This is a genomic window from Ketobacter sp., from assembly GCF_003671495.1.
Classification (GTDB): Bacteria; Pseudomonadota; Gammaproteobacteria; order Pseudomonadales; family Ketobacteraceae; genus Ketobacter.
Genome location: NZ_RCHN01000016.1, coordinates 40,679 through 64,956 on the forward strand (window position 1 = coordinate 40,679; position 24,278 = coordinate 64,956).

Sequence of the window (24,278 nt, forward strand, 5' to 3'; positions counted from 1 at the left end):
TTTTTGTGCTGTTTAATGCATTGCGCACATTACTGGTTAGCCAGTCGATTGTAATCCAGATACCCAAACTCGATGGGCTTGGCCTGCTTGAACGCTTTGTGCATGTCGTCACTGTATTGCCAAAACGCCGGGTTGGTGCGGCGCACGGCGTACCGGTCCAGCAACTTAATATAATCCTTCCGGTTCTTGATCTGTTGTACCTGCTCCACGAATGCCGGTATCTGTGCCGTGGTCATTTCGAAGAACACATTGGGATAAGAGCCGAGCAGGCCATGGCTTACCGTCAAGTCATCTTCCTGCGGCAGCCGGCGGTCTTCATCACCAAACAGATGGGAAATATTGGTAAAGGCTGAGTTGCTGAGCACGCTGTAGTATTCCACCCGATCGCTGTTGTCGTCCTTGAGTTTGATGACGGACATCTGTGGCATATTGGCGGCGGCCTGGCCGGTGATGTTGTCCAGGTCAGAGAGGGCCGCCAGCACGGCGCCCTCCTGGAAGCCCTGAGTCAGGGCGTATTGTTGATTCAGAACCGGTTTGAGTTTGTCCTGCAGCTTCAGATAAAGTTCCTGCAGGTGATCCTGCGATTGGTACTCCACCGAGGTGCTGCCCTCATAGGACCGTGCATACTGGTAGATATATTCTTTTACCGGATTCACCGAGCCACGATACCACTGATTGTGAACGGCTTGACGGTCCGCTTTGGGCAACAGGGTGAGGAAATTGAATTCACCTTCCATACGCAGAAAATCCATGTAAATACGGGTATTGAGTTGGTGCCCGACATTGCCGAACACATCGAAGCCCGCCACCAGTAAATAATGGATGCGTTCCAGCAACGGATAGGTGATTACCCAGGCCGTTTGTGGCTTGCCGCCATGCAATCCTTTGATGACCGTGGCGCTGTCAAAATGGCGGTAGATGGTTAGCGCGGCGTTGTCATTGTCCCCGTCACCATCCCACAGCAGATCCAGGGATACATTGAATTGCTTGTCCACATAGGCGTTGAGGAAGCGGGTCTTCTCGGCAATGTATTTCTGTTCGTTGCTGGCATAGCTCATCCAGTTCAGCAAGCCGGCGCTGCTGCTGTCTTTGGCGGGCAGCTTCAACAGGTGGAGGTTTTCTTGCAAGGCTTTTTCCGCCAGCTCAGAGGAGCGGAACCGGGGATGCAGGAAGGTAACCCAGAAGTGATCGTTGATGACATTCAATGCCACCTGACCCCGGCACACCGGGCTCTTGATGAATCCCATGATGGTGTATTGCGCTTCCTCCAGCATGAAACGGTAGCGGGCATAGCTGGGGATCTGCTGGAAGGTCTCAAACGGATTGGACGCAGTTTTGATGTCGTAGGTCGGCAGTTTGCTCACCTGATACTGGTCATTCAGGAACCATTCACGCCAGTTGGCCATGCGTTCTTCATCCAGGCGGTAAGGCATATGGGTTTTCACCACCGGGGTTTCCTGATGTCGGCGTAGACGGTAGTAAACCCGTTCAACCTTGGGATCGTCGTAGGGGCGTCGTGTGCTGATCAGGTCGATGGGTTCGGCGGGCGGGGTGCGGGAACGGACCAGTTCGAAGAAAACCGGCTCGCTGCTGTCGTCAAAATACAAATGGGCCAGGTACAGATGTTCAAACATGTAGCGGCTCATGAGCCTGGCTTGTAATGAATCCTGATTGAAAAACGTTTCCCATTTTTGCACCTGATGTTGCAGCGACGCGCTCAGGGGGGTGGGTGGCTCATAGGGTGAACCCACTTCAACCCAGCGCATCAGGGTGTCATGATCCTGTTGCTCCAGGCCGGGGAGCCCATAGGGCATGCCCCACAGGGGGTAAGAATCCTGGTAATCCTGATAGCTGTCCAGGTTGCTGCATTGTTGGTCCCGGTGCAGTTTGAAATCGAAGCTGTCTGGCAGTACTGCTACTTCGGGCAGCGGGTGTGCCTGCTTCTGTAACAGCAGCTGGGCCAGCACGCTGGCGTTGACGTTGGCCTCTGCGTCATTGCGACGTTCGTTTAACACCGGATAGAAGCCCCGGCTGCGCCAATCCGAGGTGGACAGAGCATCGTGAAACAGGCGGGTGGGTTCTGTGGCCAGCAACCGGGAACTCTCGTAAATGTATTCTTTGCTGGCGCCCCGGGTAATGCCTTCATAGGCGGTCAATTTGAGCTGGCAGGGGGCATCGTAGCAGGCATGACAGACCACGCAGCGCTGGTTCAGGATGGGTTGTACATCATTCTGGTAGCTGATCAGGGTGGAGGGTACTGGATGATCGAGGCGGTCTGGATCGCTGATTCCATAGAGGTCATCCCAGACATTGAAGGCCACTGTGGCACAACCTGAGATCACCAGGGCGAATGAAACAAACAACAAACGACGCATAAGACACAGTCCTTAACCCGCAGAAAGGTTCATATTATGGCACAAGTGTGACAAAACCCAGTCGTTTGGGCCGGACATCCAGGTCTGCAGCTTTGTTTTCAGGGGTTGTTCGTGCGAGGGTTCTTCAGTGTGTGGGAGCTCAGATGAGATTGAAATGCGACGCTTTGGTCACGGCCTGGGTGCGGGTTTTACAATTCAGCTTTTTCAGTATGCGAGCAATGTGGGTCTTTACGGTTTCCGCGCTTTTGCCGGTACTGAGTGCAATCTGCTTGTTGCTCATGCCAGTGGCCAGCCATTTAAGTGTGTCCAACTCGGCGTCGGTTAACTGAAGGTCCAGCGTGGCAGGCTGAGTGTCATTGGCGGTCTCCGCAACCGTCCACAGCGCTGGCTCCGGCTCCGGTGCTGCGAAATGTTCGCCGCCCTGCACGATTTGGGTGAGGGCCTGGATGAAGTCATGAATGGACGATTCCTTGAACAGAAAACCTTGAGCGCCCAAGCTGCGGCAGTGCTGCAGTGCAATGGCGTTGAAGTGGGACGTCAACACTACGACGGGAATGCCGGCAGGTCGTTGGTGACTGCGCAACAGGTTTTCGGCGGTGGACTGACGCAGGTGGTAGTCGCATAGAATCAGATCAAACTGTTCTGGCTGAGCCAGGCACTGCAGTGCCGCCTCTATGGATTCCACACTGACGGAGACAGTAAATCGCTGTGTACAGTTCAGAAGTGATGCCAGGCTTTCCCGCACCAGTGCCTGGTCTTCGATAAGCAGTATGCGGTAACTCATAAGCAGTTCATACGCAAGGAATCGTCAGTTGGGCCCGAAAACCTTCCGGGGTCAGGGCCATGTCAACCTGGCCACCCAGCTGGGACACACGGGCCTGAATACCCTGCAACCCTTTGCCCGCCTGCAAGCCGTTCTGACCGCTGCCGTTGTCTTCCACGCTGACGCTGAAGCGGGACGGGCTCTTCAGAATCATGATCTGCAGTTGGGAGGCGTTGGAATGGCGGATGCTGTTGGTGATGATCTCCTGGCAGACCCGAAACAGAGTCTCGCCACTGACCGCGGAGCAGCGACCGTCGAAGCCTTCGGTGTCCACTTCGATGCTCGGGCGCGGAATGGTGTGCGCCAGTTCCAGCAGCGCTGCTTTGACGTCAAACACCGGCGCCTGCCAGTTGTGGGAGAGGGAGCGGATCTGGGTGGCCATTTTCTGGGTGAGGGCAAGGGCGTTGCGCAGCAGCGGGTCCTGACTTTGGTTGAGATAGCAATATTGATTCAGGTTGTGGCTGATGGCGGTGCTGAGATGACCCAGTTCGTCGTGCAGATCCCGCGCGATGGCCTCACGGGTTTCCTGTTGGGCACGGGATTCCAGCAGTTGTTGCGTGGTGTGCAGTTGTGCAAGCTGGGTATTGGCGATGGTTTTTTGCCGGAATTCATGGATCAGGCCATTGAACAACAGATAGACCAGTAACTGGCTGCTCAGCATTTGCAGCAGGAACAGGGTGCCCAACAGTGGTTGCAGTAGCAGCCAGGCCATCAGGTTGGCGCCACCCAGCAATGCCAATGCCTGCCGCGATGGCAAGCCGGACAGGGTGCCAGCGGGAAGTGCCAGTAGAAAGCCCACTGCAAAAGGATTGGTATAAGGGTTGGTGGCCGCAACCAGCGACGGACCATACGCGGCATGAATGAGGGCAATGGCGCTCACATAGTTGAGAGCGCTCAGCAACAGCAGCAGCGGGTGTTGTACCCGGCGCGGAAAATGCTTCAGTTCCCGTTGGGGGAAAATCAGCATCAGGTAGAGAAAAGACGATAAGAACAGGGGCACGAACAATAGGGCCGGTAGCGTCAGTGTCAGGTGGGCAGAGCCCTCAAACAGCGATGCCTCCAATGCTGGATAGAGTGCAACATAGGCGCAGCCCATCACCACCAGTCCGGTGCCGGAGAGCGCCAGGGCCCGTGCGAGAAAATACGCCGGCAGTCGATCAGTCAGGTTCATAGGCCGAGAATATGCGTGTTTGGTTCATGGTGGTTTCACAGCGGTATAGCATGCCGGCAGCAGGCCCGTCCAGGGCTGTTGGGCTGAGGGCTTTAGTCTGTGTCTGTGTTCGATTGTGGGTGAATACGATTCAGGAACGCGTCAATGCGCTGATTCAGGTCCTCCGCTTCGTGGTGCAGCCAGTGGCTGCCGCTGGGGTAGGTCACCAGCTCCAGATCAGGCACCAGGTCTTCGATGCCGTTGAGCGTGTCCGGAGCAAAGTAAGGATCGGCCAGACCCCACAGAAACAGAGTGGGCCGCTTCACTGAATAAATCTTGCGTTGGAACGGTGTCAGTTCGGCCGGGTAGTCCTGCTCATTGGGTGGGTACGGCATGGCACGATAGTAGTGTTTCATGGTTTTCCAGCGCGCGGTGGGCACCCAGTTTTCCCACATCAAGCGCAGAATACGTTGGCCGGAATAGAAGCCACTCTCAAAAATAGAGAAGTCGCTGAAAATAATCTTGGAGAAGTTGAGTTGATCCTTAAGGCCGGTGCCCTGGGCGTAGTCGACATAGCGACTGCGGTGCGCCTGATCGCTGTTGGGGTCGAGCAAGGCCCGGCCGAACAGGTAAGGGTGGGGAACACTGAGTACCACCAGGCCATCAATGGCGTCCGGGTGCAGCATGCCCATGATCCAGGCAATGGCGCCGCCAAAGTCATGACCCACCAGGGTGGCGCTGTCATAACCCAGGCAGCGGATCAGGGCGCGGATCTCCCAGCCGATTTCAATAAAGTCGTATTCTTCAATGGCGTCCGGGCTGGAGGAATAGTGATGGCCTTTCAGGTCGATGGCCACTGCGTGATGGCGTTCGCCGAAGTATTCCAGTTGTTGCTCCCAGGCGTAGGCGAATTCGGGAAAGCCATGCAGGAACAGAATAAGGTGGCGGGCGTTGTCCGGCTTTTTTTCGATGGCGTAGTAATCCCAGGTGTTACCGTCGATGTCCTGGATGCTGATTATGGATTCTGCAAAACTGCGGTTCCATTGCCCCACCCATCCCTGTTCCAGTCGTTTTTGGTGGATGGCATCGGGGATAAAAGCCGATTGATTGCAAGTGCCCGCCCAGGTGGGGGTGGACAGTAAAATACAGATCAGAAGTGTTGTACGCATCCTGGCGCCTGCCTTGTGTTCGGTGTATTCGAGGTGTTGGGTGTGCCGAAAGCAGGATGCAGGAATGTCAGATACAGGAACATCCCCCGAATGGGGGAGTGGCTTCAGGCGATGGAGAGTTGCGTGGGGCGCACCCGGCCGGAGAGCCAGAGAATGATGGTGTTGAAGCCGTCCCAGGGATTGCCTTCTCCCATGCCTTTGATGGCTTGGTCGATGCGGGCGGCCTCCAGCAGGCAGTGACGGAACACGTTGCCGGACAAACGTTGCAGGGCGGATTGGAACATCGGTTTGCGGCTGTCCCAGATGCGGTACTCCTGCATCACCCGTGCCGCAGCCATGCCGTTGCTGATGAGCTGGGCCATGCCGGCCAGGGCACGGATTTCCTTGCTGAAGGCCCATAGCAACACGGTGGGCTCGGTGCCACCGGCTTTTAATTGGTTGAGCATTTTGATGGCGTGGGCATCGTTACCCTTCAAGGCTTCGTCCACCAGGTCGTACAGGTTGTAACGGGCGTGGTCCGCCACGGACTCTTCAATGTCTGCCACGTCCAGTGGGCCTTTGCCCCGCAGCAGCACCAGCTTTTCCACTTCCTGTGAAGCCGCCAGCAGGTTGCCTTCCACCCGTTCCGCCAGCAGTTGCACGGCATCCCGGGTGGGCTCCAGTCCGGCGTTGCGCATGCGTTGGTGAATCCACTGGGGCAGCTGGTTAATATCAATGGGCCACACCTGAATCAGGGCGCCGGCCTGTTCGATTTTCTGGAACCATTTGGTGGCCTGGGTTTTCTTGTCCACCTTGGGAATGATCAGCAGCAGGACGTTGTCCGGATTGGGATTGTCGCAATAGGCCTGCAGGGTTTTCTTGGCGGCGTCATCAAATTTGGGTTTGTCGTGGCGCACTTCCAGGATTTTGCGATCACCGAACAGGGACATGCTGTTGCCGGCTTCCAACAGGTCGGACCAATTGAAGCCCGCTTCCACTGGAAACAGTTCCCGTTCGGTGAAACCCTGTTGACGGCAAGCCTTCCGAATGTGGTCTGCGGCTTCCTGCATCAACAGGGTTTCATCGCCGCTCAGGATATACACCGGCAAAGCCTGACCCTTGGCAAAATGCTCTTTCAACTGATTGGGGCGCAGTTTCATTGCGTGTCTTCCTGGGAAGAGCGGCGGATGGCCAGCAGAATGCGTTGCGCCAGATCCTGGTCCATTTCCCGCTTGAGAATGTTCTCTTCCTCCGCTTTGCCCACCGCCGCGGTCTCACGGTATAAATAGGAACGCCGGGCGTGGAAGGTGGTTTCCGGAATCAGCACGTCGTCCCGTTTTCTGAACAGGAAGCGGATTTCCTTCAACAGTTCGTACTCTGCGCTTTTGCCGCGGCTGGAGTAGGAGGCGGTACGCTTGTCCTCATCGGAATCCAGCAGCTCCAATATGTTGGCGGAGGAGGGCGTGACTTTGGTGCCGGTGTCCAGCAAGGCCTGCTCGACGATTTTGCTGAGGGCCTCATCGCCGCTTTTGTTGATGAGGTGAACGCTGCCATAGGATTTGGCGATGGAGTTGGTGGAGCCCCGCAACTGGAAGCCACAGCCCTGTAGTAACAGGGCTGTGATCAGCAGCAGTGAGGCACAGAGCCGCAGACTCATTTGGCAACCACGCTCACCAGTTTGCCGGGCACCACGATCACTTTGGCGATGGTTTTGCCTTCCGTGAATTTCTGCACGTTCTCGTTGGCGAGGGCCTTTGCAGTAATGCTGTCCTTGTCTTCGTCAACACCCACCTGAATCTGGGCGCGGACTTTACCGTTTACCTGCACTGCAATTTCGATGGAGTCGCGCACCAGGGCGCTCTCATCCACGGCAGGCCAGGCCGCGTCGATCACTGGCTCCGCGTGTCCCAGTTTTTGCCACAGGGTGTGGCAGATATGGGGGGTAATGGGCGCCAGCATCAGGACGCAGGCTTCCAGTGCTTCGCGCATGACCGCCCGGCTCTGGTGGCCATCGTCGTCCAGCTTGGCCATGTGGTTGGACAGTTCCATGACGGCGGCAATGGCGGTGTTGAAGGTGAGGCGGCGATCGTAATCGTCTTTCACCTTGGCGATGGTTTCGTGCAGCTTGCGGCGCAGATCTTTTTGCTGCTCATTGAGGGCGCCCTTGTCCAGCAAGGGGGCATCGCCCTGTGCCAGGTGGGAGGTGACCATACGCCAGATTTTACGCAGGAATTTGTTGCCGCCTTCCACGCCGCTGTCGGACCATTCCAAGGATTGCTCTGGTGGTGCGGCGAACATCATGAACAGGCGTACGGTATCGGCACCGTGCTGATCGATGATCACCTGCGGGTCGATGCCGTTGTTCTTGGACTTGGACATCTTGCTCATGCCGTCGTGCAGCACGGGCTGGCCATCGGCTTTCAACACGTATTGTTTGGCGTCGTTCAGTTCCACGTCGGTGGGGGCTATCCAGTGCTTGCCGCCTTTTTCGTCCTCGCGGTAGAAGCAATCGGCCAGCACCATGCCCTGACACAGCAGGCGCTCGTAGGGCTCATCGCAGTTCACCAAGCCGAAATCGCGCATCAGTTTATGGAAGAAGCGGGAGTACAGCAGGTGCAGGATGGCGTGCTCAATACCGCCGATGTACTGGTTGACCGGCAGCCAGTAGTTGGCTTTCTCCGGGTCCAGCATTTGGGTATCGTCGTTGGGGCTGCAGTAGCGGGCGTAATACCAGGACGACTCCATGAAGGTGTCGAAGGTATCGGTTTCGCGCTCGGCGTCCGCGCCATTGTAGGTGGTTTTACGCCACTCTGGATCGGCCTTGATGGGGGATTGCACGCCGTCCATCACCACGTCTTCGGGCAGTTGCACTGGCAACTGTTCCGGCGGGGTGGGCACGGCGCTGCCGTCTGCCAGATTGATCATGGGAATCGGAGTACCCCAGTAACGCTGACGGGACACCCCCCAGTCGCGCAGGCGGTAGTTCACTTTCACCTGGCCTTTGCCCTGGCTTTGCAGGAATTCGGCAATGGCCTTGAAGGCGTCTTCGGAGCTTAAGCCGTCGAACTGGCCGGAGTTGATCAGGATGCCTTTCTCGGTGAAGGCTGCTTTGGCCAGGTCCACCTCTTCGCCGTTGCGGGCTTCGATTACCTGTTGGATGGGCAAGTCGTACTGCCTGGCAAATTCATAATCACGCTGATCGTGGGCTGGCACGGCCATCACGGCGCCGGAACCGTAATCCATCAATACAAAATTGGCGATCCACACGGGCACTTGATTGCCGGTGATGGGGTGCTTGGCCATCAGTCCGGTGAAGATGCCTTTCTTCTCCATGGTGGCCATGTCCGCCTCGGCCACTTTGTTGTGGCTGCAGTCTTCAATAAAGGCGGCGATGTCGGCGTTGCCCTCGGCGGCCTGTTTGGCCAGGGGGTGTTGTGCGGCCACGGCCACATAGCTTACGCCCATCAGGGTGTCGGGGCGGGTGGTGTACACGGTCAGTGGTTCGTTGCCGTCGATTTCAAACTGCAGCTCCACGCCTTCTGAGCGGCCGATCCAGTTGCGCTGCATGGTCTTGACCTGCTCGGGCCAGTGCTCCAGTTTGTCGAGGTCAGCCAGCAATTCTTCGGCGTAGTCGGTGATCTTCACGAACCACTGGGGGATTTCCTTGCGTTCCACCAGGGCACCTGAGCGCCAGCCGCGGCCGTCGATCACTTGCTCGTTGGCCAGTACGGTTTGATCCACCGGATCCCAGTTCACCGTGGCCATTTTTTTGTACACCAGGCCTTTCTCGTACAGCTTGGTGAAGAACCACTGTTCCCAGCGATAGTATTCCGGGCGGCAGGTGGCCAGCTCACGGTTCCAATCGTAGCCAAAGCCCAGACGCTTCAACTGGCCTTTCATGTACTCGACGTTTTCGTAGGTCCACTTGGCGGGGGCCACCTTGTTTTTGATGGCGGCGTTTTCGGCGGGGAGGCCGAAGGCATCCCAGCCCATGGGCTGCATCACGTTTTTGCCCAGCATGCGCTGGAAACGGCTGACCACGTCACCGATGGTGTAGTTGCGCACGTGGCCCATGTGCAGGCGGCCACTGGGGTAGGGGAACATCGAGAGGCAGTAGTAAGGCTCCTTACCTTCCTGCTCGGTGACTTCAAAGCTCTTGTTCTGTTCCCAATACTGCTGGGCTTCCGCCTCGATCTGCTGCGGCTGGTACTGTTCTTCCATCGACTGAAAACTCTCGGAAATAACTATTTTTCAAAGGGCCTGTGCAAGGACCATTAAAAGGCCATTAAGGATACCGCACCCGGTTGGCAACAGATAGGGGCGAGCCCGCTTTGGTGCCTCTGGCCGGGGAGGGTATGGCGATTCAGGGAATCGGGCAGGATACACCAAATGGCGCCGGGAAGACACGTCTGCGCGGTGGTGACGGGCCGGTGGCTGAGCTGGGTAAGGTAGCGCTTTGATTACCGCCCACCCCCCGATCCGCACATCTCTGACCAGAGGAGCGCTCATGCAGGATAGGCCATTCGACATCATTCTCTGGGGCGCCACCGGCCATACGGGCCGTCCGGCGGCGTTGTACCTGCAGCGGCAGTATGGCCATCAGCTGCGTTGGGCCATCGCCGGCCGCGATCGGGCCCGGCTGGAGCGAGTCCGGGCCGAGACCGGCAACCCGGCGCTGCCAATTTTTATTGTGCCCGGCTCGGATCGGGCGGCGGCGGATCAGGTGGCCGCCCAAACCCGGGTGCTGGCCTCCACGGTGGCGCCGGCGGCACGATACGCCAGTGAGATGGTGGCAGCCTGTATTGCCCACGGCACCCATATGGCGGATCTGTGTGGCGAGCTGCACTGGCTGCGGCACATGATGGACACCCACGACCCGGCGGCCCAGGCCGGCAACGTCAAAATCGTCAATTGCTGTGGATTGGATTCCATCCCGTCGGAATACCTGGTGCATCGGATGCAGCAGGGGGCGCTGGCCCAGTATGGCGAGTACTGCACTCACATCACCAACTGTTTCAGCCACGGCCATATCGCGGTGAGCGGGGGCAGTTTTGCCAGTGGTAAAGGGGTGATGGAGGCGGTGGCCAGTGATCCTGCCATGGCGGACATGATCGCCAACCCCTACAGCCTGAACCCTCCGGACCAGCTGCAGGGCCCCCACTGCCCGGATCTGGGGCAGGTACAGTTTGATGCGGACTTCGGTCAGTGGGTGATGCCTTTTCCCCTGGGTCAGATCAATGCGCGAGTGGTGCGGCGCAGCCACGCCCTGTTGGGGTATCCGTGGGGGGATCAGTTCACGTATCGGGAGGCCAAGCTGGCGGGTCGTGGCCCCCTGAAGCGCTTGCAGGCGGAGTTGGAAACTCGCCTCACCCGTTTGTTTGTGGAGGCGGACCCCCGTTCCCGCAGCGGGCGCTTTCTGCACAGCCTGGGGCCGAAGGAGGGCAGCGGGCCCACGGATCGGCAAATTGCCCGCAACGGCCCCTGCGGGTTCAAAGCGGTGGGGGTGACAGCGTCTGGCAAAAAACTGAAAGGCTGGATGCATACCCATTGGGACCCCGGCCACGGGGGCACGGCGGCCATGCTGGTGGATGCGGCCTATTGCCTGGCCCGGCGCCAGGATGAGATCGAGGCGGAAACCGGCCGCAGCGGTGGGTTCCTGACCCCCTACCTGGCCATGGGCGAGGTGTTACGGGAGCAATTGCAGGCCAATGCCGGCATTCACTGGGGCTTGGAGTCGACGGTGTAAAAATAGCGCCGCATCAGGCACACCAGCTCCTCGACGATCTCTTCATCCCGATAATAGGGCACCGGTTCCAGCAGATGTTTCGACAACAGGGACGATCCCGCCGTAAAGGCCACGTACACCGCCCGGTCCAGGTCCGGCACCGTGAGCCGCTGCCGCTGGCGGCTCAGAAAGCGGTGCATGGCCTCCATCAGCCGGCGCTCAAATTCACGCCCTTCCGGCAGGGTCGAGAGGATGTACTGACTCTTCAGCAGTTCCGCCATCACGCCGCCACTTTGACGAAAATACTGAATGCCCAGGGTGGCCCAAAGGCGGGTGGATTCCTCCACTGACACATCGCCCAATTGTTCCAGCAAATCGTTCAGGCGCCGGGTCATCTCATTGAGATGGGTCTGAATCAGTGCACTCAACAGCGCCTGTTTGTTGGGAAAATACTGGTACAGGGTGGCGATGTTGCAATTGGCGCGCTCAGCCACCTTGTTGGTGGTGAGGGCCTCGAGCCCGGACTCGATCACCAGTTCGCCGGTGGCGGCGATGATGCGTTGCACCGTCTGCTTGGCCCGGGGCTGTTTGGGCTGCTTGCTCAGGGTGCTGAGAGGGGTTGTGAGTAGGCTACTCAGGGGTGGAATGCTGTCCGTCATCAGTTGTCAGCCATGAAAACCAAGTACTAACCAAGTAATTACTTGGATTATGCTCAAGGCTCAGGCAAATGCCAACCCGTGTGACGATTTCGGTCCTATCTTCTGGATTCACCGTATCCAGACTGACCCATTTAAGGACCTAATAATTTCAGGAGCCATCCATGACTGCCCAACTGCCCGTAAATCTGATGTGGAAGCAAAAATACTCTGACGAGGTGATGGATCGCATGCGCTATACCTGCGACCCGCTGGCGGATGCGGTGGCGGCCCGGATCGAGCGCGGACGCCCCTCCCAGATGATCGATGAGGTGTTGCGCCGGGCACGTACAGAAGGCGGGGACTTCGCCGCCTATGTGGAGCATATGAACAGTGTGCCGGACTGGGTGGATTGGGAGCAGATCGAGCACGCCCGCCAGGTGCTGCTGGCCTTTGCCGGCGTGCGCGGCATCGCCCTGCTGGTGAGCAGTCTGGTGGAGGGCTATTCCCTTAGCAAGGCCGCTCATGTGCTGGTGGCCACCGGGCGTTTGCATCAGGACGTGTTGCGGCGCATTTATGAAACCGGGCAAATGACCCACAACATGCTGGTGCCCGGCGGACTGCAGGTGGGTGGCCCCGGCCATCGCACAGTGATGGAAGTACGTTTGTTGCACGCCATGGTGCGCAAATACCTGAAACAGCGCGGATGGGAAACGGAACTGTACGACGAACCGGTGAACCAGGAGGACATGGCGTTCACCGTCATTGAATTCGATTATTTGTCCCTGCGGGGCATGGAGCGAATGGGGGCGCGCCTGAAAGAAGACGACAAAAAAGCGGTGCACCATTACTGGCGTTACGGCGCGCATTTGAATGGCGTCTGTGAGGAGATGCTGACGGATTCGCTGGAAGAGGAAATCTATCAATATGAACGCATCCGCGAACGCCAATACAGCCCCAATGAGGAAAGCCGCATGCTGGCCCAGGTGGTGATCAATGCACTGGCCGGGCAACCCACGTTTAACCTGCCGGAAGGGCTGCTCAATGAGCTGAGCCGTATGTGCCTGGGAAATGAACTGGCGGATGTGTATGAACTGCCTCGGGACCGCAAGTGGCACAAAGCGGCCCTGGCCTACAAGCTGGCCAACAAGGCGGGCACCTTTGCCCACTATCATATCCCCGGTGCGGATCGGCTCAGTGCACGGTACAACTACCGCAATCTGCGCCAGTCGCTGATGGATAATTTGCCCGCCGATCCGGAAAAAAGGGCGTTTCGGAATATTGCGTGAGGGGGGATTCGGACTTCTGTAATTAGATCTCAAGATTCGTATATAAACTGATATGATGCGGCTCACCAGTGAACTCCATTGGATAGTTCAAGGCGCGTGATGTGATATATGGGAAATGTATACGAAAAACCAGAGTCTGAGTTGGCATATGGCACTGGTGATTACGTACCCATTGCTCACTGACTTTATGAAAGAACGCGCTGTCGGTCAGAGATGAGAAAAAAAGAGCCATGCAGCATTTCGCTGATGGCTCTGTAAAATGTACACGAAGGGTACAAGAGAGAAAATTTCTATACGCGTCTATACGCGATAGAAGAGTCGGCCCACTGAATTCAAAGCCCAGGGGGTGAGGCTTATTTTGATGGAGCGGTTGAACAGGCGATCCGGTAGCAGGCGACGGGCCAGCAGGAAGGCTTTGGCGTCAGTGCCGGAGGCATAGCGCAATTTGTTGCTGCCATCGGTGGCGGCCTGGTACACCACCTTGGCGGCGTCTGCACTGGTGGAGCCGGCCGGTCCGATGGAATCCATGATGTCGAAGACTTCCTTGGTATACGCGTCATAGTCTTTCACACCGGTACCATTATCCCGATCACTGGAGCGGCCGAAGAAATTGGTGTTCGTGGCGCCGGGTTCGATCAGCTTCACCTTGATGTTGTAGTGTTCCAGTTCGTAGATCAGGGTTTCGGTGAAGCCTTCCACGGCGAACTTGCTGGAGTTGTACACGCTGTACAGGGGCAATGGGAAGCGCCCGGCCATGCTGGCCACGTTGATCAATACGCCTGAGTTGCGGCTGCGGAAATGAGGCAGCACGGCCCGGCAGACTTCCATCAAGCCGAATACATTGGTTTCAAACTGGCGCCGGATCTGGTCGGCGTCCAATGTTTCGAAGGCGCCCATCAAGGCATAGCCCGCATTGTTGACCAGGACGTCGATGTAGCCAAATTGATCCAATGCCGTTTGCACAGCGGCTTCTATTGAGGCGGTGTCGTTCACATCCAGCTTGGGGCAGATGACGTTTTCCAGCTGGGTCAGCTCCTGCTCCGCATCCGGGTTACGCATGGTGGCCACCACATTCCAGCCTTTGCTTTGGAACAGTTTGGCAGCCTCGCGGCCGATGCCGGAGGAACAGCCGGTGATGAAGATGGTTTTGTGTATGGGCGTGGTCATATGAATTCCTTACTACAGGCGAATCAGTTTTACCGGCAATCCGTCGGCGGGATTGGGTAAGGTGGTAAAGTTAATCGGCATGGTGTAATTGGCCGGTACTTCCCAGCGGAAATTCAACAGAATCTGGTGCATCACGGTTTTGATCTGCAGCTCGGCAAAGTGCAGGCCAATGCATTTGTGGGCACCGCCACCGAAGGGAATGAACTGGTAGGGATGTTGCTCCTTGCGGGCTTCGGCATTGAAACGCTCGGGATCAAATCGCTCCGCGTCCGGCCAGTGCTGTTCCATATGATGGGTCACAAAGGGGCTGACGATGATAAAGGTGCCCGCCGGAATGGTGTGGCCGTTGAACTCAACATCTTTCACAGTGCGCCGCGGAATGCCGTGCACAGGTGGGATCAGGCGCAAGGCTTCCTTCATCACCATTTCAATACCGGTGAGCCGGTCCAGGTCTTCATAGCCCACGGTGGGTTTACCGAATGCCTGCGACTCCTGGCGCAGTTTCTGCTGCCACTGTGGATTCTTGGCCAGGTAGTAGAACATGGCACTCATGGTGAGTGTGGAGGTGTCGTGGGCGGCCATCATCAGGAAGATCATGTGATTGACCACGTCCTCGTCGCTGAAACGCTGGCCGTTCTCATCCTCAGCCAGGCACAGCTGGCTGAACAGGTCAGGCCCCGGGTTACGACGTCGTTCTGCAACCCGAGACCCGAAAAACGCTTCCAGTTTTTGACGCGCTTTCAAGCCTCGTGACCAGCGGCCACCGGGCACCGGATAGCGAATCAGGGCGGTGCCCGCCAGCACGCAATCCACGAACGCTTTATTGATCTCGTCGGCCTCTGGTCCCAGCTTTTCCCCCATGAACACCTCTGTGGCGATGTCCAGGGTCAATTGTTTGATGGCGGGCAGCACTTTGAAATTTTTTCGCACTTTGCTGTAACACCAGCGCCCCAGGTCGTATTCGATGACCGGGTTCATGCGATCCACATACTGCATCAAGGCCTGCTTTTTGAAGGCTGCCTGCATGATGCCGCGATGGAATTTGTGTTCGTCGAAGTCCAGCAGCATGATGCCGCGCTTGAAGAACTGGCCGATGAAGAAATCCCAACCCTTGGAATTGGAGAAGGCCTTGTCGCGATCCAGCAACACCAGTTTGTTGGCTTCCGGGCCTACCAGGACCACGGCCGTCATGCCGAAAATCGAAAGCCAGAATACCGGGCCGTGCTTGCCTTCAAAGCGCAGGGCGGTTTCCACCGGTCGGTATAAAAAATCCAGGCTGTGGCCCAACAGGGGCAGGCCTTTTTCGCCAGGCAGGGTCTGTTTCAGGTGCAGCCCGGCTCGTTGTTCGTGTATCAGGTCCATTATCATTTTTATTTACCCTACCTAATGATTCCTATGCAGCTCTCTCTTGGGTTAAACGTGCGCAGGATGATCCGTATCCGGGTTGATAATGGCGTGTTCCTTTTCGCCAAACATAGACGCCAACATATCCATCTGAGCCTGGCGGCCCAGCTTCTGCTGGCGCTTGCGTTGCCCCGGCAGGAAATGTTCAGCGGTATATAGCAAGGCTCTGGGCGCGTTGGAAACCAGGGGATACCAGGGCAGGCCCAGGTCCTCAAAGCCCAGCTTGGCCATTTTGTCCTTGCCCAGAAAATACTGGCTCATGCCCAGGTGCTGGTGATAGGACAGTTTGCGTTTCAGGTTCTGGAAACGGTGGTAGCTGCGCTCCAGGGGTTCTTCCGACAGGGACTTGGCCAACTCTTTGCTGGTGGCGTCCGGCAGGCTCTGGGTGGCGTAGGTGTGATTCAGCAACACCATACCTTCGGCTTCGGATTGCACCAGCCACTTTTCTTCCACCCCCATGATCCAGCAGGCGTAGGACCACAAATGGATGACCGCACGGGATTCCCGTGGCAACACTGGAATCCCCATCTTGCGCAGGCCCAGTATCATCACCACACTGAAGCCCAGATAGGTGGCCACCATGTCGATCTGGCTGAGGGGGCGCCCCCAGCGGGCGTGATCCCAATCCGGATGTTTATCCAGGCCGCGGCGCACCAGGGAGTGCACCATGCGCACGTGCAGGGTGGATTTGTAGCCGGGGCCGAACGGGCGCATGCCGTTATGTTCGGTGCAGTCGATCCACCATTTGCCGGTTTCGGCGATGCGTTGCGCGGTGCCTTTGTTGAGGGCGCCGGTCATCACCAGGGATTGGTTGAAACCAGACAGCATGTAGCCGCCCATCAAGGCCAGATCCCTCAGTACATAGCCTGCGCTGATGCCGACACTGTGGATGAAGTCAACGCCTTCTTCGATCAGGTCGAAGTCGATCCACGCCGGCGGTGTGCTAAGGGTGTCAAAAAAGTCCAGCACCGCCTGGGGTGCATCGGTGAGATCCCCTTCAAAGGCTTTCTGGATCTGGGCACGGCGCTGTTTGGGGTTCTCCTCAAACATCCAGGTCACCAGGTCGTCCATAGGCTGATCGCCGTCCCACAGGGCGTCAGTCACAGCGCGATACTCATCCCGGCTGGGGGCCAGTTCACGCCCTAACAGGCGTTTCAGCCAGAAGGGGGTCTTTTTGCCGGTCTTCTCAAACGGGCGGGCGCGGGTCGGAATAATATGTTCGGCTTGGTTCATGATGGGCTCTCTCATTTGGGCAAACTAAATCGGGCACTCAGTTCAAGCTTCTTGATGTCTGAACAGATTAATGCGAATATTTATTCGTATTCAATTCGCATTAGGGCCTGGTTACAGAAATCTACATAACCCGATTAGGCTGCGGCGAAACCGGAGCAGCGTCATGCGCAAAAAACCCAAGCAGAAACGATCCCGGCAGATGGTGGACGCCCTCATTGAAGCCACTGCCAAATGTGTGACCGAGCTGGGGCTGGATGGCATCACCACGCATCACATCGCTGAAACCGCCGGGGTCAGTGTGGGTTCGCTTTATCAGTATTTCGACGATAAGGATTCCCTGGTGGAAGCCTTGGTGGACAAGCTGGCCAATGAGATTGCGGAGGCCTTGCGGCGTTTGCCGATGATGGAGCAGGCCGCAGCCGGAGCTGAACCGGCGGGCGGCACCGCCGGTTTACGCAACAACGTACACCTGATCATTCAGTTCGGATTTGCCCTGCTGAACTCCCGGGATGGGCTGTATCTGGAATTGGTACGCAATTGGCACAGCCTGCCCACTGATCGGGTGATGGATATTCTGCAGCAAACCTTCATGGACCTGTCCCGGGTGTATTTTCTCAAGCATTACCAGAACACGCCCATCGAGGATCTGCACGTTCGCATTTTCATTATCGCCAACAGCGTCATGTTCACCATGGTGCGCTACATCGGCCAGCCCCGCATGATGATGTCCCAGGACGAAATCACTCGGGGGCTCACGGAAATGGTGGTGGGGTATTTGAGTGGGGAGGCGGCCCGCTAGAGCGCCGTGCTCACCAGGGAAACAACAGCGGCACCAGAAGCAGGGTGACGGCGTACACCATCAGCACCATGACACTGCCGAGTTTGGCGAAATCACTGAATCGATAGTGGCCGGGTTCCACCACCAGGGTCACCACCGGCGAGGCCACCGGAGTCAGAAAGGCCGATGAAGCGGCCAACAGCACAGCCACTGCCAGTGGATAGGGGGACACCCCGATGGCCTCCGCCACGCCCAGGGCGATGGGCGCCATGAGCACGGCCGATGTGGTGTTGGAGAGGATGTTGGTGAGCAGCACCGTGACGAAAAACAGCACCGTAAGCAGCATGGCCGGCGAGGCATCCCCCACCGCCAGCAACAGGCTGTCCACGATCAGGTGGGTGCCGCCGGTTTTTTGCAGAGCATCCGCCAGGGGCAGCATGCCCGCCAACAGCACCAGACTGCTCCAGTGAATGGAACGATAGGCATCCTGAGCGGACAGGCAGCGGGTCACTACGCTGGCCAGGGCCGCGATCATCACCGTCGCCACCAACGGAATCCAGTTGAATAGCGAGGCCACCACCATGGCCAGGGTGATCAGAATTGCGATGGGCATGCGTTGATGGGCGGGCACCACGTCCCTCGCTTCCAGGGGGGATTCCAGCAGCACAAAATCGTGATTCTGTGCCTGCAGTTTATTGATGCGGGACCAGGGGCCCACTACCAGCAAACTGTCGGACGCCGCCAGCTTCTCCTGCTCGAATTCCACAATCGCAGTTTGATTGCGGCGCAAGCCCATCACGTCCAACCCGTAGTGGCTGCGAAATCCGGCTTCAACAATGCTGTGGCCGATGAGCTTGGAGTTGGGGTGAATCAGAACACTGACAGCACCTAATTCCCAAATGGAGCGTTGCTCATCGCGCCGGCTCAAACGGTGAGGGCTCAGGTGTTGCGCCTGCATCATGCGCTGGGTGAGGTCGGGTTGGCCGGCCACCAGCAGGATGTCACCGGCATGCAGCACGAAATCCGCAGAGGGCCCAGGAAAATGGTCGGAGCCACCCCGTTGCGGCCGCACCACTTCCAGAATACGCACGCCATAGTTCTGATGCAGGCCGCAGGTGCCAATGGGTTGTTGGCACAGGGGGGATTCCTGCTGCACCCGCAACGGGGTGGTCTCACGGTTGACGCGGTAATCCTCCCACAGGTCCCGCAGGGAGCGCCCATAATGCTGCTGGGAGGGGTTGCGGGGTTGGTCCGGCAGCCAGCGGCGCCCGAAACCGATCAGGTAGAGCATACTCAATACCAACACCAGCAGCCCCAGTGGGGCGAAACTGAAAAACCCCAGTGGAGCAAATCCCTTGGCTTCCAGCTCGCCACTGATCACCAGGTTGGGCGGTGTGGCAATCAGGGTGAGCATACCGCTCACCAGGGCCGCGTAGGACATGGGCAGCAATAATTTGGAAGGATTGAGGCCGGTTTGCATGGCGATGCGCAGGATCACCGGTATGAATATGGCCACCACGGCGGTGGAGCTCATGATGGCGCTGAGCACGGCGCTGCTGAGCATGATCAGGGCCAGTAAGCGGACCTCACTTTTACCGCCCTTGGTGAGAATCCAGTCCCCCACGCTGCGGGCGACGCCGGTGCGATCCAGCATTTCCCCGATTACCAGCAGTGCGGCGATCAGGATCACCACGGAATTGCCAAAGCCGGCCAGGGCTTCGGACACCGTCAGAATCCCACTGAGCATCAGCGCCAGCACCATCAGCAGCGCGATCATGTCGTAGCGCACCCGATTGCTGGCCATCATGACGGTGGCCGCCAGGATCAGGCCGAACACAAAGGGGATGTGCAGCGAATCCGGTAGACTGAACATGAACGTTCCTCACAGCAACTCCAGCGCGGCCTCAGGATAACCGGGCAGCCTCACTATAAACAGAATTACTGGGCCTCGCTAGAGCGCTTCCACCGTGATCTTGATCCCTGTCATGTGGGCCTGGTTACTGAGCTTCTCGAAGCTGCCGGGTCCGGTGGGCAACAGTTGGTTGACGTTGGTGCCGGGGTATTCCCGGGCAATGCGCAGGCCGGGCGTGCGTTGATTGCCCCAGCCGTGGGTCATGGCCACGGTGCCCGGGCGCAAGCTGTCATCCAGTCGAATGGTCGCCGTAACCCTGCCCCACTGATTGAACACCTGAACCTGCTGGCCTTCGGTCAGGTTGCGCTCAGCCGCGTCCTGCGGCGCCATGTGCAGCGGATTTTCCAATTGGTGTTCCCGCTTCAGTTCGCTCACATTGTGGTACCAGCTGTTCTGCATGTAGTTGGTGCGCAGGCTGATCAGTTTCAGCTGATCCGAAGGTTCTGCGCGCAACTCCAGGAAGATCTGGTGAGCCTGCTCGATGGCTGCAGCGAACAGGGGTGGGCAGCAGTCCACTTTTTTATCCTCGGTTTGCAGCCACTCGCAGTAGAAACGGCCGGTGGGAATCGGGGGCAGAGTCACCGACTGACAGGGGGCGGATTTCAACTGCTCCAGGGACAGCTCGGCATAGCCCAGCATGCGGTTGAGGCGGCCGAACGGGTCCGGGTTGTCGGTCTGATCGAACAGAGAATGCAGGCCCATGGCCTGTTCCAGCTTGCCCAGGATCCACCATTCCGGTTTGCGCTGGGCTTTGGGGGGCACCACCGCGTCGGTGTATTGAACGTAGGGTTCATACTGCATGCCCAGACCGCAGATATTGATGTCCGGCCGCTCCAGCATGTCGGCACAGGGCAACAGGTAATCCGCATACTCGCCGCTGGCGTTGCGCACCAGGTCCAGCACGATGATCAGCTCCAGCTGTTCGAATGCCGCGCGGATTTTCTGTTCGCCCCCCATGGACAGCACCGGGTTGCCGGCGATGATGATCAGGGCCTTGATGGGCTGGCTGTCGTTCAGAATCAGGTCCGGCAGCAGGTTGCCCGGCAGGGCGCCGCGAATGGTGCGCAGTTCACCGTGTTCGGTTTGGAAGAACAGTGCTTCCGGGTCGGGATTTTTCAGGGCGCCGGCCTTGGCGGCGGGATAAAAGCCCAGGCTGTACAGGTTGCCGCCGGGTTTATCCAGGTTGCCGGTGACGAAGCTGAGCATTTGCAGCAGCCAATAGCAGAGGGTGCCCTGGCGCCCCATGTTGACACCGGTGGACATGTGCACGCAGGCGGACTCGGCTCGGGCAAAGTCCAGCGCGGTCTGCACAATGCTGGCGGCGTCAATGCCGGTCACGTCTGCCACCGACTCTGCATCATAGGGCGCGATGAACTGGCGCAGCCCCTCCACGTGCTTGCCGTGTTCCGCCAAGACCTGACGATCGAAGCCTACGTGGCGGTCGATTTCGTGCAGCAGTGCGGCAAGAAAATACAGGTCCGTATCCGGTTTGATCTGCAGCACATCCCCGGTGGCGGCGGTGGCCGATTCAATGCGGCGGGGATTGACGAAGCGGATGGTGGCCCCGTTTTTCTTCGCCTGTTTCAGTTGCGCCATGGGGTTGGCCATGGAGACAAAGGACATGTGGGACACTTTGGGATTCTCACCCAGGATCAGTGCGTAGCGGGTGCGGGCCAGGTCGGGAATCGGGTGCAGGGTGCTGGTGCCGAACACCGCCTCGGCACCGGCAAATTTATTGCTGCAATCCTGGGTACCGGAGTTGAACAGGCGGCGCATGCCCAACTGGGTAAAGAACGACATCATGGCCTGGCTGCCCAGGGCATTGAACGCCGTGGGGTTACCCACATAGGCGGCGATGGCGTCGTTGCCGAAACGTTCCCGGATCGACTGCAATTGCCCGGCGATGTCCGCGAGACTGTCGTCCCAGCTTTGTTCCGTGAACTGGCCGGGTTCGGTTTTGCTGTTACGGCGTTTGAGGGGCACATCCAGGCGGTCAGGGTCCTGGTGAATGGCCTGGAAATTGATGCCTTTGTGACAGGCGAAACCGCGGGTGACGGGGTGATCCCGGTCGGGCATCAACTTGATCAGGCGGTCGTTGTCCACTTCCGCCACCAGGGCACAGGAGGGTTCGCAAACCCGGCAAAAAGTATGTTTCAGTTCAGTCATAGGGATACCGCCTTATTCAGTGTGATACCGCCGCCGCTTGAGTGTGATGTACCGGTTGTTCGGCACAGGCGCTCACCTGCACCGGAACTCCGTTGATGACCGCCATGCCGGTAAGGCCGTCCACCAGATTGTGGTCGGTGATGTCGTTCATGCTGACGCCGGCGCGGGTGGCGGCCTTGGACAGGGCGGTGCCTGCCCGGTGATGGCCCCAACCGTGGGGCATGCTCACCACACCGGGCATGATGTCGTCGCTGACCCAAAGCGGTAAGGTCACCGTGCCGGTGCTGGATTGCACGTTCACCCAATCCCCATCCTGCAAGCCCCGGCGGGCGGCATCGGCGCTGGCCATCATCAGGTTGCAGCGGTTTTTGCCTTTGATGAGCCGGGTGCTGTTGTGCATCCAGGAGTTATTGCTGCGCACGTGGCGGCGCCCGATCAACAGCAGCTCCTCTTCCGGACCGGACTCCGGCAGATTCGCCTGCAGCCGTTGCAGATCCTGCAGGAACAGCTCCGGTGCCAGGTCGATGAGGCCGTCCCGGGTGAAGATGCGGTGGCTCAACATGGGCTGCAAAGGTCCCAGGTCAATGCCGTGGGGGTGCTCTTTCACCACCTGCAAATCCAGCGCTGGGAAGGGCACCGGGCAGTGTTCGCTCAAGCTGCCATAGGCGGAGGATTGCAGGGCGGCGCTCAGCCCCCGCTTGCCTTGGGCGAATCTGTGCAGGCCATTACGGATAAACTGTTTAAGAAACTGCAGCGGCAGGCCTTTGCCGTAAGGCCCCAGCCGGAGCAACCAGTCCAGCAGGCCCTCATCGGTGAGGCGGCGAATGAAGGCCAGCTTGGTGCGGGCGCCGATTTTCTTCAGGGCCGAGGTGGACTCCAGGCGGGCGGTCAGTTCGGCCAGAATCTGCCAGTCGTGCAGGGCCCCCTCCGGCGGTGTCAGCAGCGGCGGGGAGTATTTCACCGTGTTGCGGATAGCCACCCCATGCAGGCCCAGCTCATAGTGCCCGTGTTCCAGGGGGCCGGTGGGCGGCAGAATGATGTCGGCGTGTTTGGTGGTCTCATTCAGATAGATGTCGATGCAGACCATGTATTCCAGTTGCTCGAAGGCCTGCTCCAGCAGCTTGCCGTTGGGCACCGACAGCACCGGGTTCCCGGCGTGGGTGATCATGGCTTTGATCTGCCCTGCGCCGGGGGTGAGGATTTCCTCCGCCATGGTGGCCACCGGGATTTCGCCGGCGAATTCCGGCAGGTTGCGCACCCGGGAACGCCAGCGGTCAAAACTGCCGGTTTCCCCCAGGGCCGCCGACAGCCCCACCAGATCAATGGCCGGCAGGGTGAACATGAGCCCTCCGGCTTTGTCCAGGTTGCCGGTGACAATGTTCAAGGCATAGATCAGCCAGGCATTAATAGAGCTGAATTGCGAGGTGGACACGCCCACCCGGCCATAGGCGATGGCGCGGGGGGCGGCGGCGAACTCCCGGGCCAGGCGCGCAATATCCGCTGCCGCGATCCCGGTGATGGGAGCCACCTGGGCGGGGCTGAACGACTGCACCGCCTGTCGCAGTTCCTGCAGGTTCTTCAACTGGCCGCGGGCGGCGCCTTCGCTGTGCAGGCCTTCTGCAAAAATCACGTGGAGCAGGGCCAGCAGCAACAGGGCATCGGTGCCGGGCTTGATGAACTGATGCTCCGAGGCGATCTCGGCGGATTCCGTGCGGCGGGGGTCCAGTACCACAAAGCGGCCGCCCCGTTGCTGCAATCGTTGCAGCCGGTTTTTGATGTTCGGTGCGGTCATCACACTGCCATTGGAGGCCAGTGGATTGGCCCCCAGACACAGAAAATAATCGGTGCGATCCAGGTCTGGTATGGGAAAGTTGGCGAAATGGCCGAACATCTCCTTGCAGGCCAGCATGTGGGGCAATTGGTCGCAGGAGGTGGCAGAAAAGCGGGAGCGGGTATCCAGTGCGGCAATAAACGGAGCCAGCATCAACAGGGCCCCATGATTATGGGCGGTGGGGTTGCCCACATACAGCCCCACGGCGTCTTTCGAATACTGGTTCTGAATACGCTGCAGGTTACTGGCGATTTCGTCAAAGGCCTGCTGCCATTCGATTTCCTGCCAGCCGTCGGCGGTTTTCTTCAGGGGCTTGCGCAGGCGGTCCGGGTCTTCCTGCAGGTCCTGCAGGGCCACGGCTTTCGGGCAGATATGGCCCTCCGACAACGGGTCCAGTGCATCCCCCTTGATGGAGACGATGCGCCCGTTCTGATGCTGGATGACCAGGCCACAACTGGCCTCACAAATATTGCAGGTGCGGTAATGGGTTTGCGTGTCCTCGACCCTGTTCTCGACCTTGTCCATGCCCTGACCTCATCTTGTTATTCTGTGTCCTGCCCAGAGTCCTAAATGCCCCGGGTGGATTCAATGTCCAAAACGTACAAATTTGGGACAGGCTCGGGTCAGCCTGCCACAATTGAT

Annotated in this window: 17 protein-coding genes; 3 read left to right on the forward strand and 14 right to left on the reverse strand. The window is 58.4% G+C overall.

What is annotated here, in order from left to right:
* Positions 1–29: 29 nt before the first annotated feature.
* The 7 genes from D9N14_RS08415 to leuS form a co-directional block, all read right to left on the reverse strand.
* On the reverse strand, positions 30–2,375 hold the full coding sequence (locus D9N14_RS08415; RefSeq protein WP_290578924.1) for a fatty acid cis/trans isomerase: 2,346 nt from the start codon (positions 2,373–2,375) through the stop codon (positions 30–32).
* Between the two features lie 139 nt (positions 2,376–2,514).
* The gene (locus D9N14_RS08420) at positions 2,515–3,159 is read right to left on the reverse strand and encodes a response regulator transcription factor (RefSeq protein WP_290578925.1); all 645 of its coding nucleotides are present in this window, start codon (positions 3,157–3,159) and stop codon (positions 2,515–2,517) included.
* Between the two features lie 7 nt (positions 3,160–3,166).
* Complete coding sequence (locus D9N14_RS08425) at positions 3,167–4,369, reverse strand: sensor histidine kinase (RefSeq protein WP_290578926.1); 1,203 nt, start codon at positions 4,367–4,369, stop codon at positions 3,167–3,169.
* A 92-nt stretch (positions 4,370–4,461) separates the two neighbouring features.
* On the reverse strand, positions 4,462–5,517 hold the full coding sequence (locus D9N14_RS08430; protein WP_290578927.1) for an alpha/beta fold hydrolase: 1,056 nt from the start codon (positions 5,515–5,517) through the stop codon (positions 4,462–4,464).
* A gap of 104 nt (positions 5,518–5,621) precedes the next feature.
* Positions 5,622–6,656 carry a DNA polymerase III subunit delta gene (holA, locus tag D9N14_RS08435; protein WP_290578928.1) on the reverse strand — a complete coding sequence of 345 codons (1,035 nt, stop codon included), beginning with the start codon at positions 6,654–6,656 and terminating at the stop codon, positions 5,622–5,624.
* A complete protein-coding gene (lptE, locus tag D9N14_RS08440) occupies positions 6,653–7,153 on the reverse strand; it encodes an LPS assembly lipoprotein LptE (protein WP_290578929.1) in 501 nt (166 codons plus the stop codon). The genes holA and lptE overlap by 4 nt, the downstream gene beginning before the upstream one ends.
* On the reverse strand, positions 7,150–9,717 hold the full coding sequence (gene leuS / locus D9N14_RS08445) for a leucine--tRNA ligase (RefSeq protein WP_290578930.1): 2,568 nt from the start codon (positions 9,715–9,717) through the stop codon (positions 7,150–7,152). Before leuS ends, lptE begins: the two co-directional genes overlap by 4 nt.
* Positions 9,718–10,003: 286 nt before the next feature.
* Here leuS and D9N14_RS08450 point away from each other — a divergent pair, with 286 nt between their 5' ends.
* Entirely contained in the window at positions 10,004–11,242 is a 1,239-nt protein-coding gene (locus tag D9N14_RS08450) for a saccharopine dehydrogenase family protein (protein WP_290578931.1), read from the forward strand.
* Here the strand turns inward: D9N14_RS08450 and D9N14_RS08455 are convergent.
* Entirely contained in the window at positions 11,215–11,880 is a 666-nt protein-coding gene (locus tag D9N14_RS08455) for a TetR/AcrR family transcriptional regulator (RefSeq protein WP_290578932.1), read from the reverse strand. The two genes, D9N14_RS08450 and D9N14_RS08455, sit on opposite strands and share 28 nt — an antisense overlap.
* Before the next feature lie 161 nt (positions 11,881–12,041).
* Between D9N14_RS08455 and D9N14_RS08460 the strand changes: the two genes are divergently transcribed.
* Positions 12,042–13,145: an oxygenase MpaB family protein gene (locus D9N14_RS08460; protein WP_290578933.1), complete on the forward strand. Its 1,104-nt coding sequence runs from the start codon at positions 12,042–12,044 to the stop codon at positions 13,143–13,145.
* Between the two features lie 300 nt (positions 13,146–13,445).
* Here the strand turns inward: D9N14_RS08460 and D9N14_RS08465 are convergent, their stop codons facing one another.
* Genes D9N14_RS08465 through D9N14_RS08475 form a run of 3 tightly spaced genes read right to left on the reverse strand, consistent with a single transcriptional unit; the run spans position 13,446 to position 16,949 of the window.
* Positions 13,446–14,312, reverse strand: a complete 867-nt coding sequence (locus D9N14_RS08465) for an SDR family oxidoreductase (protein WP_290578934.1) — start codon at positions 14,310–14,312, stop codon at positions 13,446–13,448.
* A gap of 12 nt (positions 14,313–14,324) precedes the next feature.
* The gene (locus D9N14_RS08470) at positions 14,325–15,674 is read right to left on the reverse strand and encodes a cytochrome P450 (RefSeq protein WP_290578935.1); all 1,350 of its coding nucleotides are present in this window, start codon (positions 15,672–15,674) and stop codon (positions 14,325–14,327) included.
* 51 nt (positions 15,675–15,725) lie between these two features.
* The gene (locus tag D9N14_RS08475; RefSeq protein ID WP_290578936.1) at positions 15,726–16,949 is read right to left on the reverse strand and encodes an oxygenase MpaB family protein; all 1,224 of its coding nucleotides are present in this window, start codon (positions 16,947–16,949) and stop codon (positions 15,726–15,728) included.
* Between the two features lie 163 nt (positions 16,950–17,112).
* Here D9N14_RS08475 and D9N14_RS08480 point away from each other — a divergent pair, with 163 nt between their 5' ends.
* Complete coding sequence (locus D9N14_RS08480; RefSeq protein WP_290578937.1) at positions 17,113–17,748, forward strand: TetR/AcrR family transcriptional regulator; 636 nt, start codon at positions 17,113–17,115, stop codon at positions 17,746–17,748.
* A 10-nt stretch (positions 17,749–17,758) separates the two neighbouring features.
* Here D9N14_RS08480 and D9N14_RS08485 read toward each other — a convergent pair whose 3' ends face one another.
* The 3 genes from D9N14_RS08485 to D9N14_RS08495 form a co-directional block, all read right to left on the reverse strand.
* Positions 17,759–19,600: an SLC13 family permease gene (locus tag D9N14_RS08485; RefSeq protein ID WP_290578938.1), complete on the reverse strand. Its 1,842-nt coding sequence runs from the start codon at positions 19,598–19,600 to the stop codon at positions 17,759–17,761.
* A 78-nt stretch (positions 19,601–19,678) separates the two neighbouring features.
* Positions 19,679–21,805, reverse strand: a complete 2,127-nt coding sequence (locus D9N14_RS08490; protein ID WP_290578939.1) for a molybdopterin-dependent oxidoreductase — start codon at positions 21,803–21,805, stop codon at positions 19,679–19,681.
* Positions 21,806–21,821: 16 nt separating this feature from the next.
* On the reverse strand, positions 21,822–24,161 hold the full coding sequence (locus tag D9N14_RS08495) for a molybdopterin oxidoreductase family protein (RefSeq protein ID WP_290578940.1): 2,340 nt from the start codon (positions 24,159–24,161) through the stop codon (positions 21,822–21,824).
* Positions 24,162–24,278: the final 117 nt, after the last annotated feature.

What these genes read in the sequence shown, in the direction of transcription:
- D9N14_RS08415 (WP_290578924.1), bottom strand. Translation starts at nt 2,375, where the DNA reads ATGCGTCGTTTGTTGTTTGTTTCATTCGCCCTGGTGATCTCAGGTTGT.
- D9N14_RS08420 (WP_290578925.1), bottom strand. Translation starts at nt 3,159, where the DNA reads ATGAGTTACCGCATACTGCTTATCGAAGACCAGGCACTGGTGCGGGAA.
- D9N14_RS08425 (WP_290578926.1), bottom strand. Translation starts at nt 4,369, where the DNA reads ATGAACCTGACTGATCGACTGCCGGCGTATTTTCTCGCACGGGCCCTG.
- D9N14_RS08430 (WP_290578927.1), bottom strand. Translation starts at nt 5,517, where the DNA reads ATGCGTACAACACTTCTGATCTGTATTTTACTGTCCACCCCCACCTGG.
- holA (WP_290578928.1), bottom strand. Translation starts at nt 6,656, where the DNA reads ATGAAACTGCGCCCCAATCAGTTGAAAGAGCATTTTGCCAAGGGTCAG.
- lptE (WP_290578929.1), bottom strand. Translation starts at nt 7,153, where the DNA reads ATGAGTCTGCGGCTCTGTGCCTCACTGCTGCTGATCACAGCCCTGTTA.
- leuS (WP_290578930.1), bottom strand. Translation starts at nt 9,717, where the DNA reads ATGGAAGAACAGTACCAGCCGCAGCAGATCGAGGCGGAAGCCCAGCAG.
- D9N14_RS08450 (WP_290578931.1), top strand. Translation starts at nt 10,004, where the DNA reads ATGCAGGATAGGCCATTCGACATCATTCTCTGGGGCGCCACCGGCCAT.
- D9N14_RS08455 (WP_290578932.1), bottom strand. Translation starts at nt 11,880, where the DNA reads ATGACGGACAGCATTCCACCCCTGAGTAGCCTACTCACAACCCCTCTC.
- D9N14_RS08460 (WP_290578933.1), top strand. Translation starts at nt 12,042, where the DNA reads ATGACTGCCCAACTGCCCGTAAATCTGATGTGGAAGCAAAAATACTCT.
- D9N14_RS08465 (WP_290578934.1), bottom strand. Translation starts at nt 14,312, where the DNA reads ATGACCACGCCCATACACAAAACCATCTTCATCACCGGCTGTTCCTCC.
- D9N14_RS08470 (WP_290578935.1), bottom strand. Translation starts at nt 15,674, where the DNA reads ATGGACCTGATACACGAACAACGAGCCGGGCTGCACCTGAAACAGACC.
- D9N14_RS08475 (WP_290578936.1), bottom strand. Translation starts at nt 16,949, where the DNA reads ATGAACCAAGCCGAACATATTATTCCGACCCGCGCCCGCCCGTTTGAG.
- D9N14_RS08480 (WP_290578937.1), top strand. Translation starts at nt 17,113, where the DNA reads ATGCGCAAAAAACCCAAGCAGAAACGATCCCGGCAGATGGTGGACGCC.
- D9N14_RS08485 (WP_290578938.1), bottom strand. Translation starts at nt 19,600, where the DNA reads ATGTTCAGTCTACCGGATTCGCTGCACATCCCCTTTGTGTTCGGCCTG.
- D9N14_RS08490 (WP_290578939.1), bottom strand. Translation starts at nt 21,805, where the DNA reads ATGACTGAACTGAAACATACTTTTTGCCGGGTTTGCGAACCCTCCTGT.
- D9N14_RS08495 (WP_290578940.1), bottom strand. Translation starts at nt 24,161, where the DNA reads ATGGACAAGGTCGAGAACAGGGTCGAGGACACGCAAACCCATTACCGC.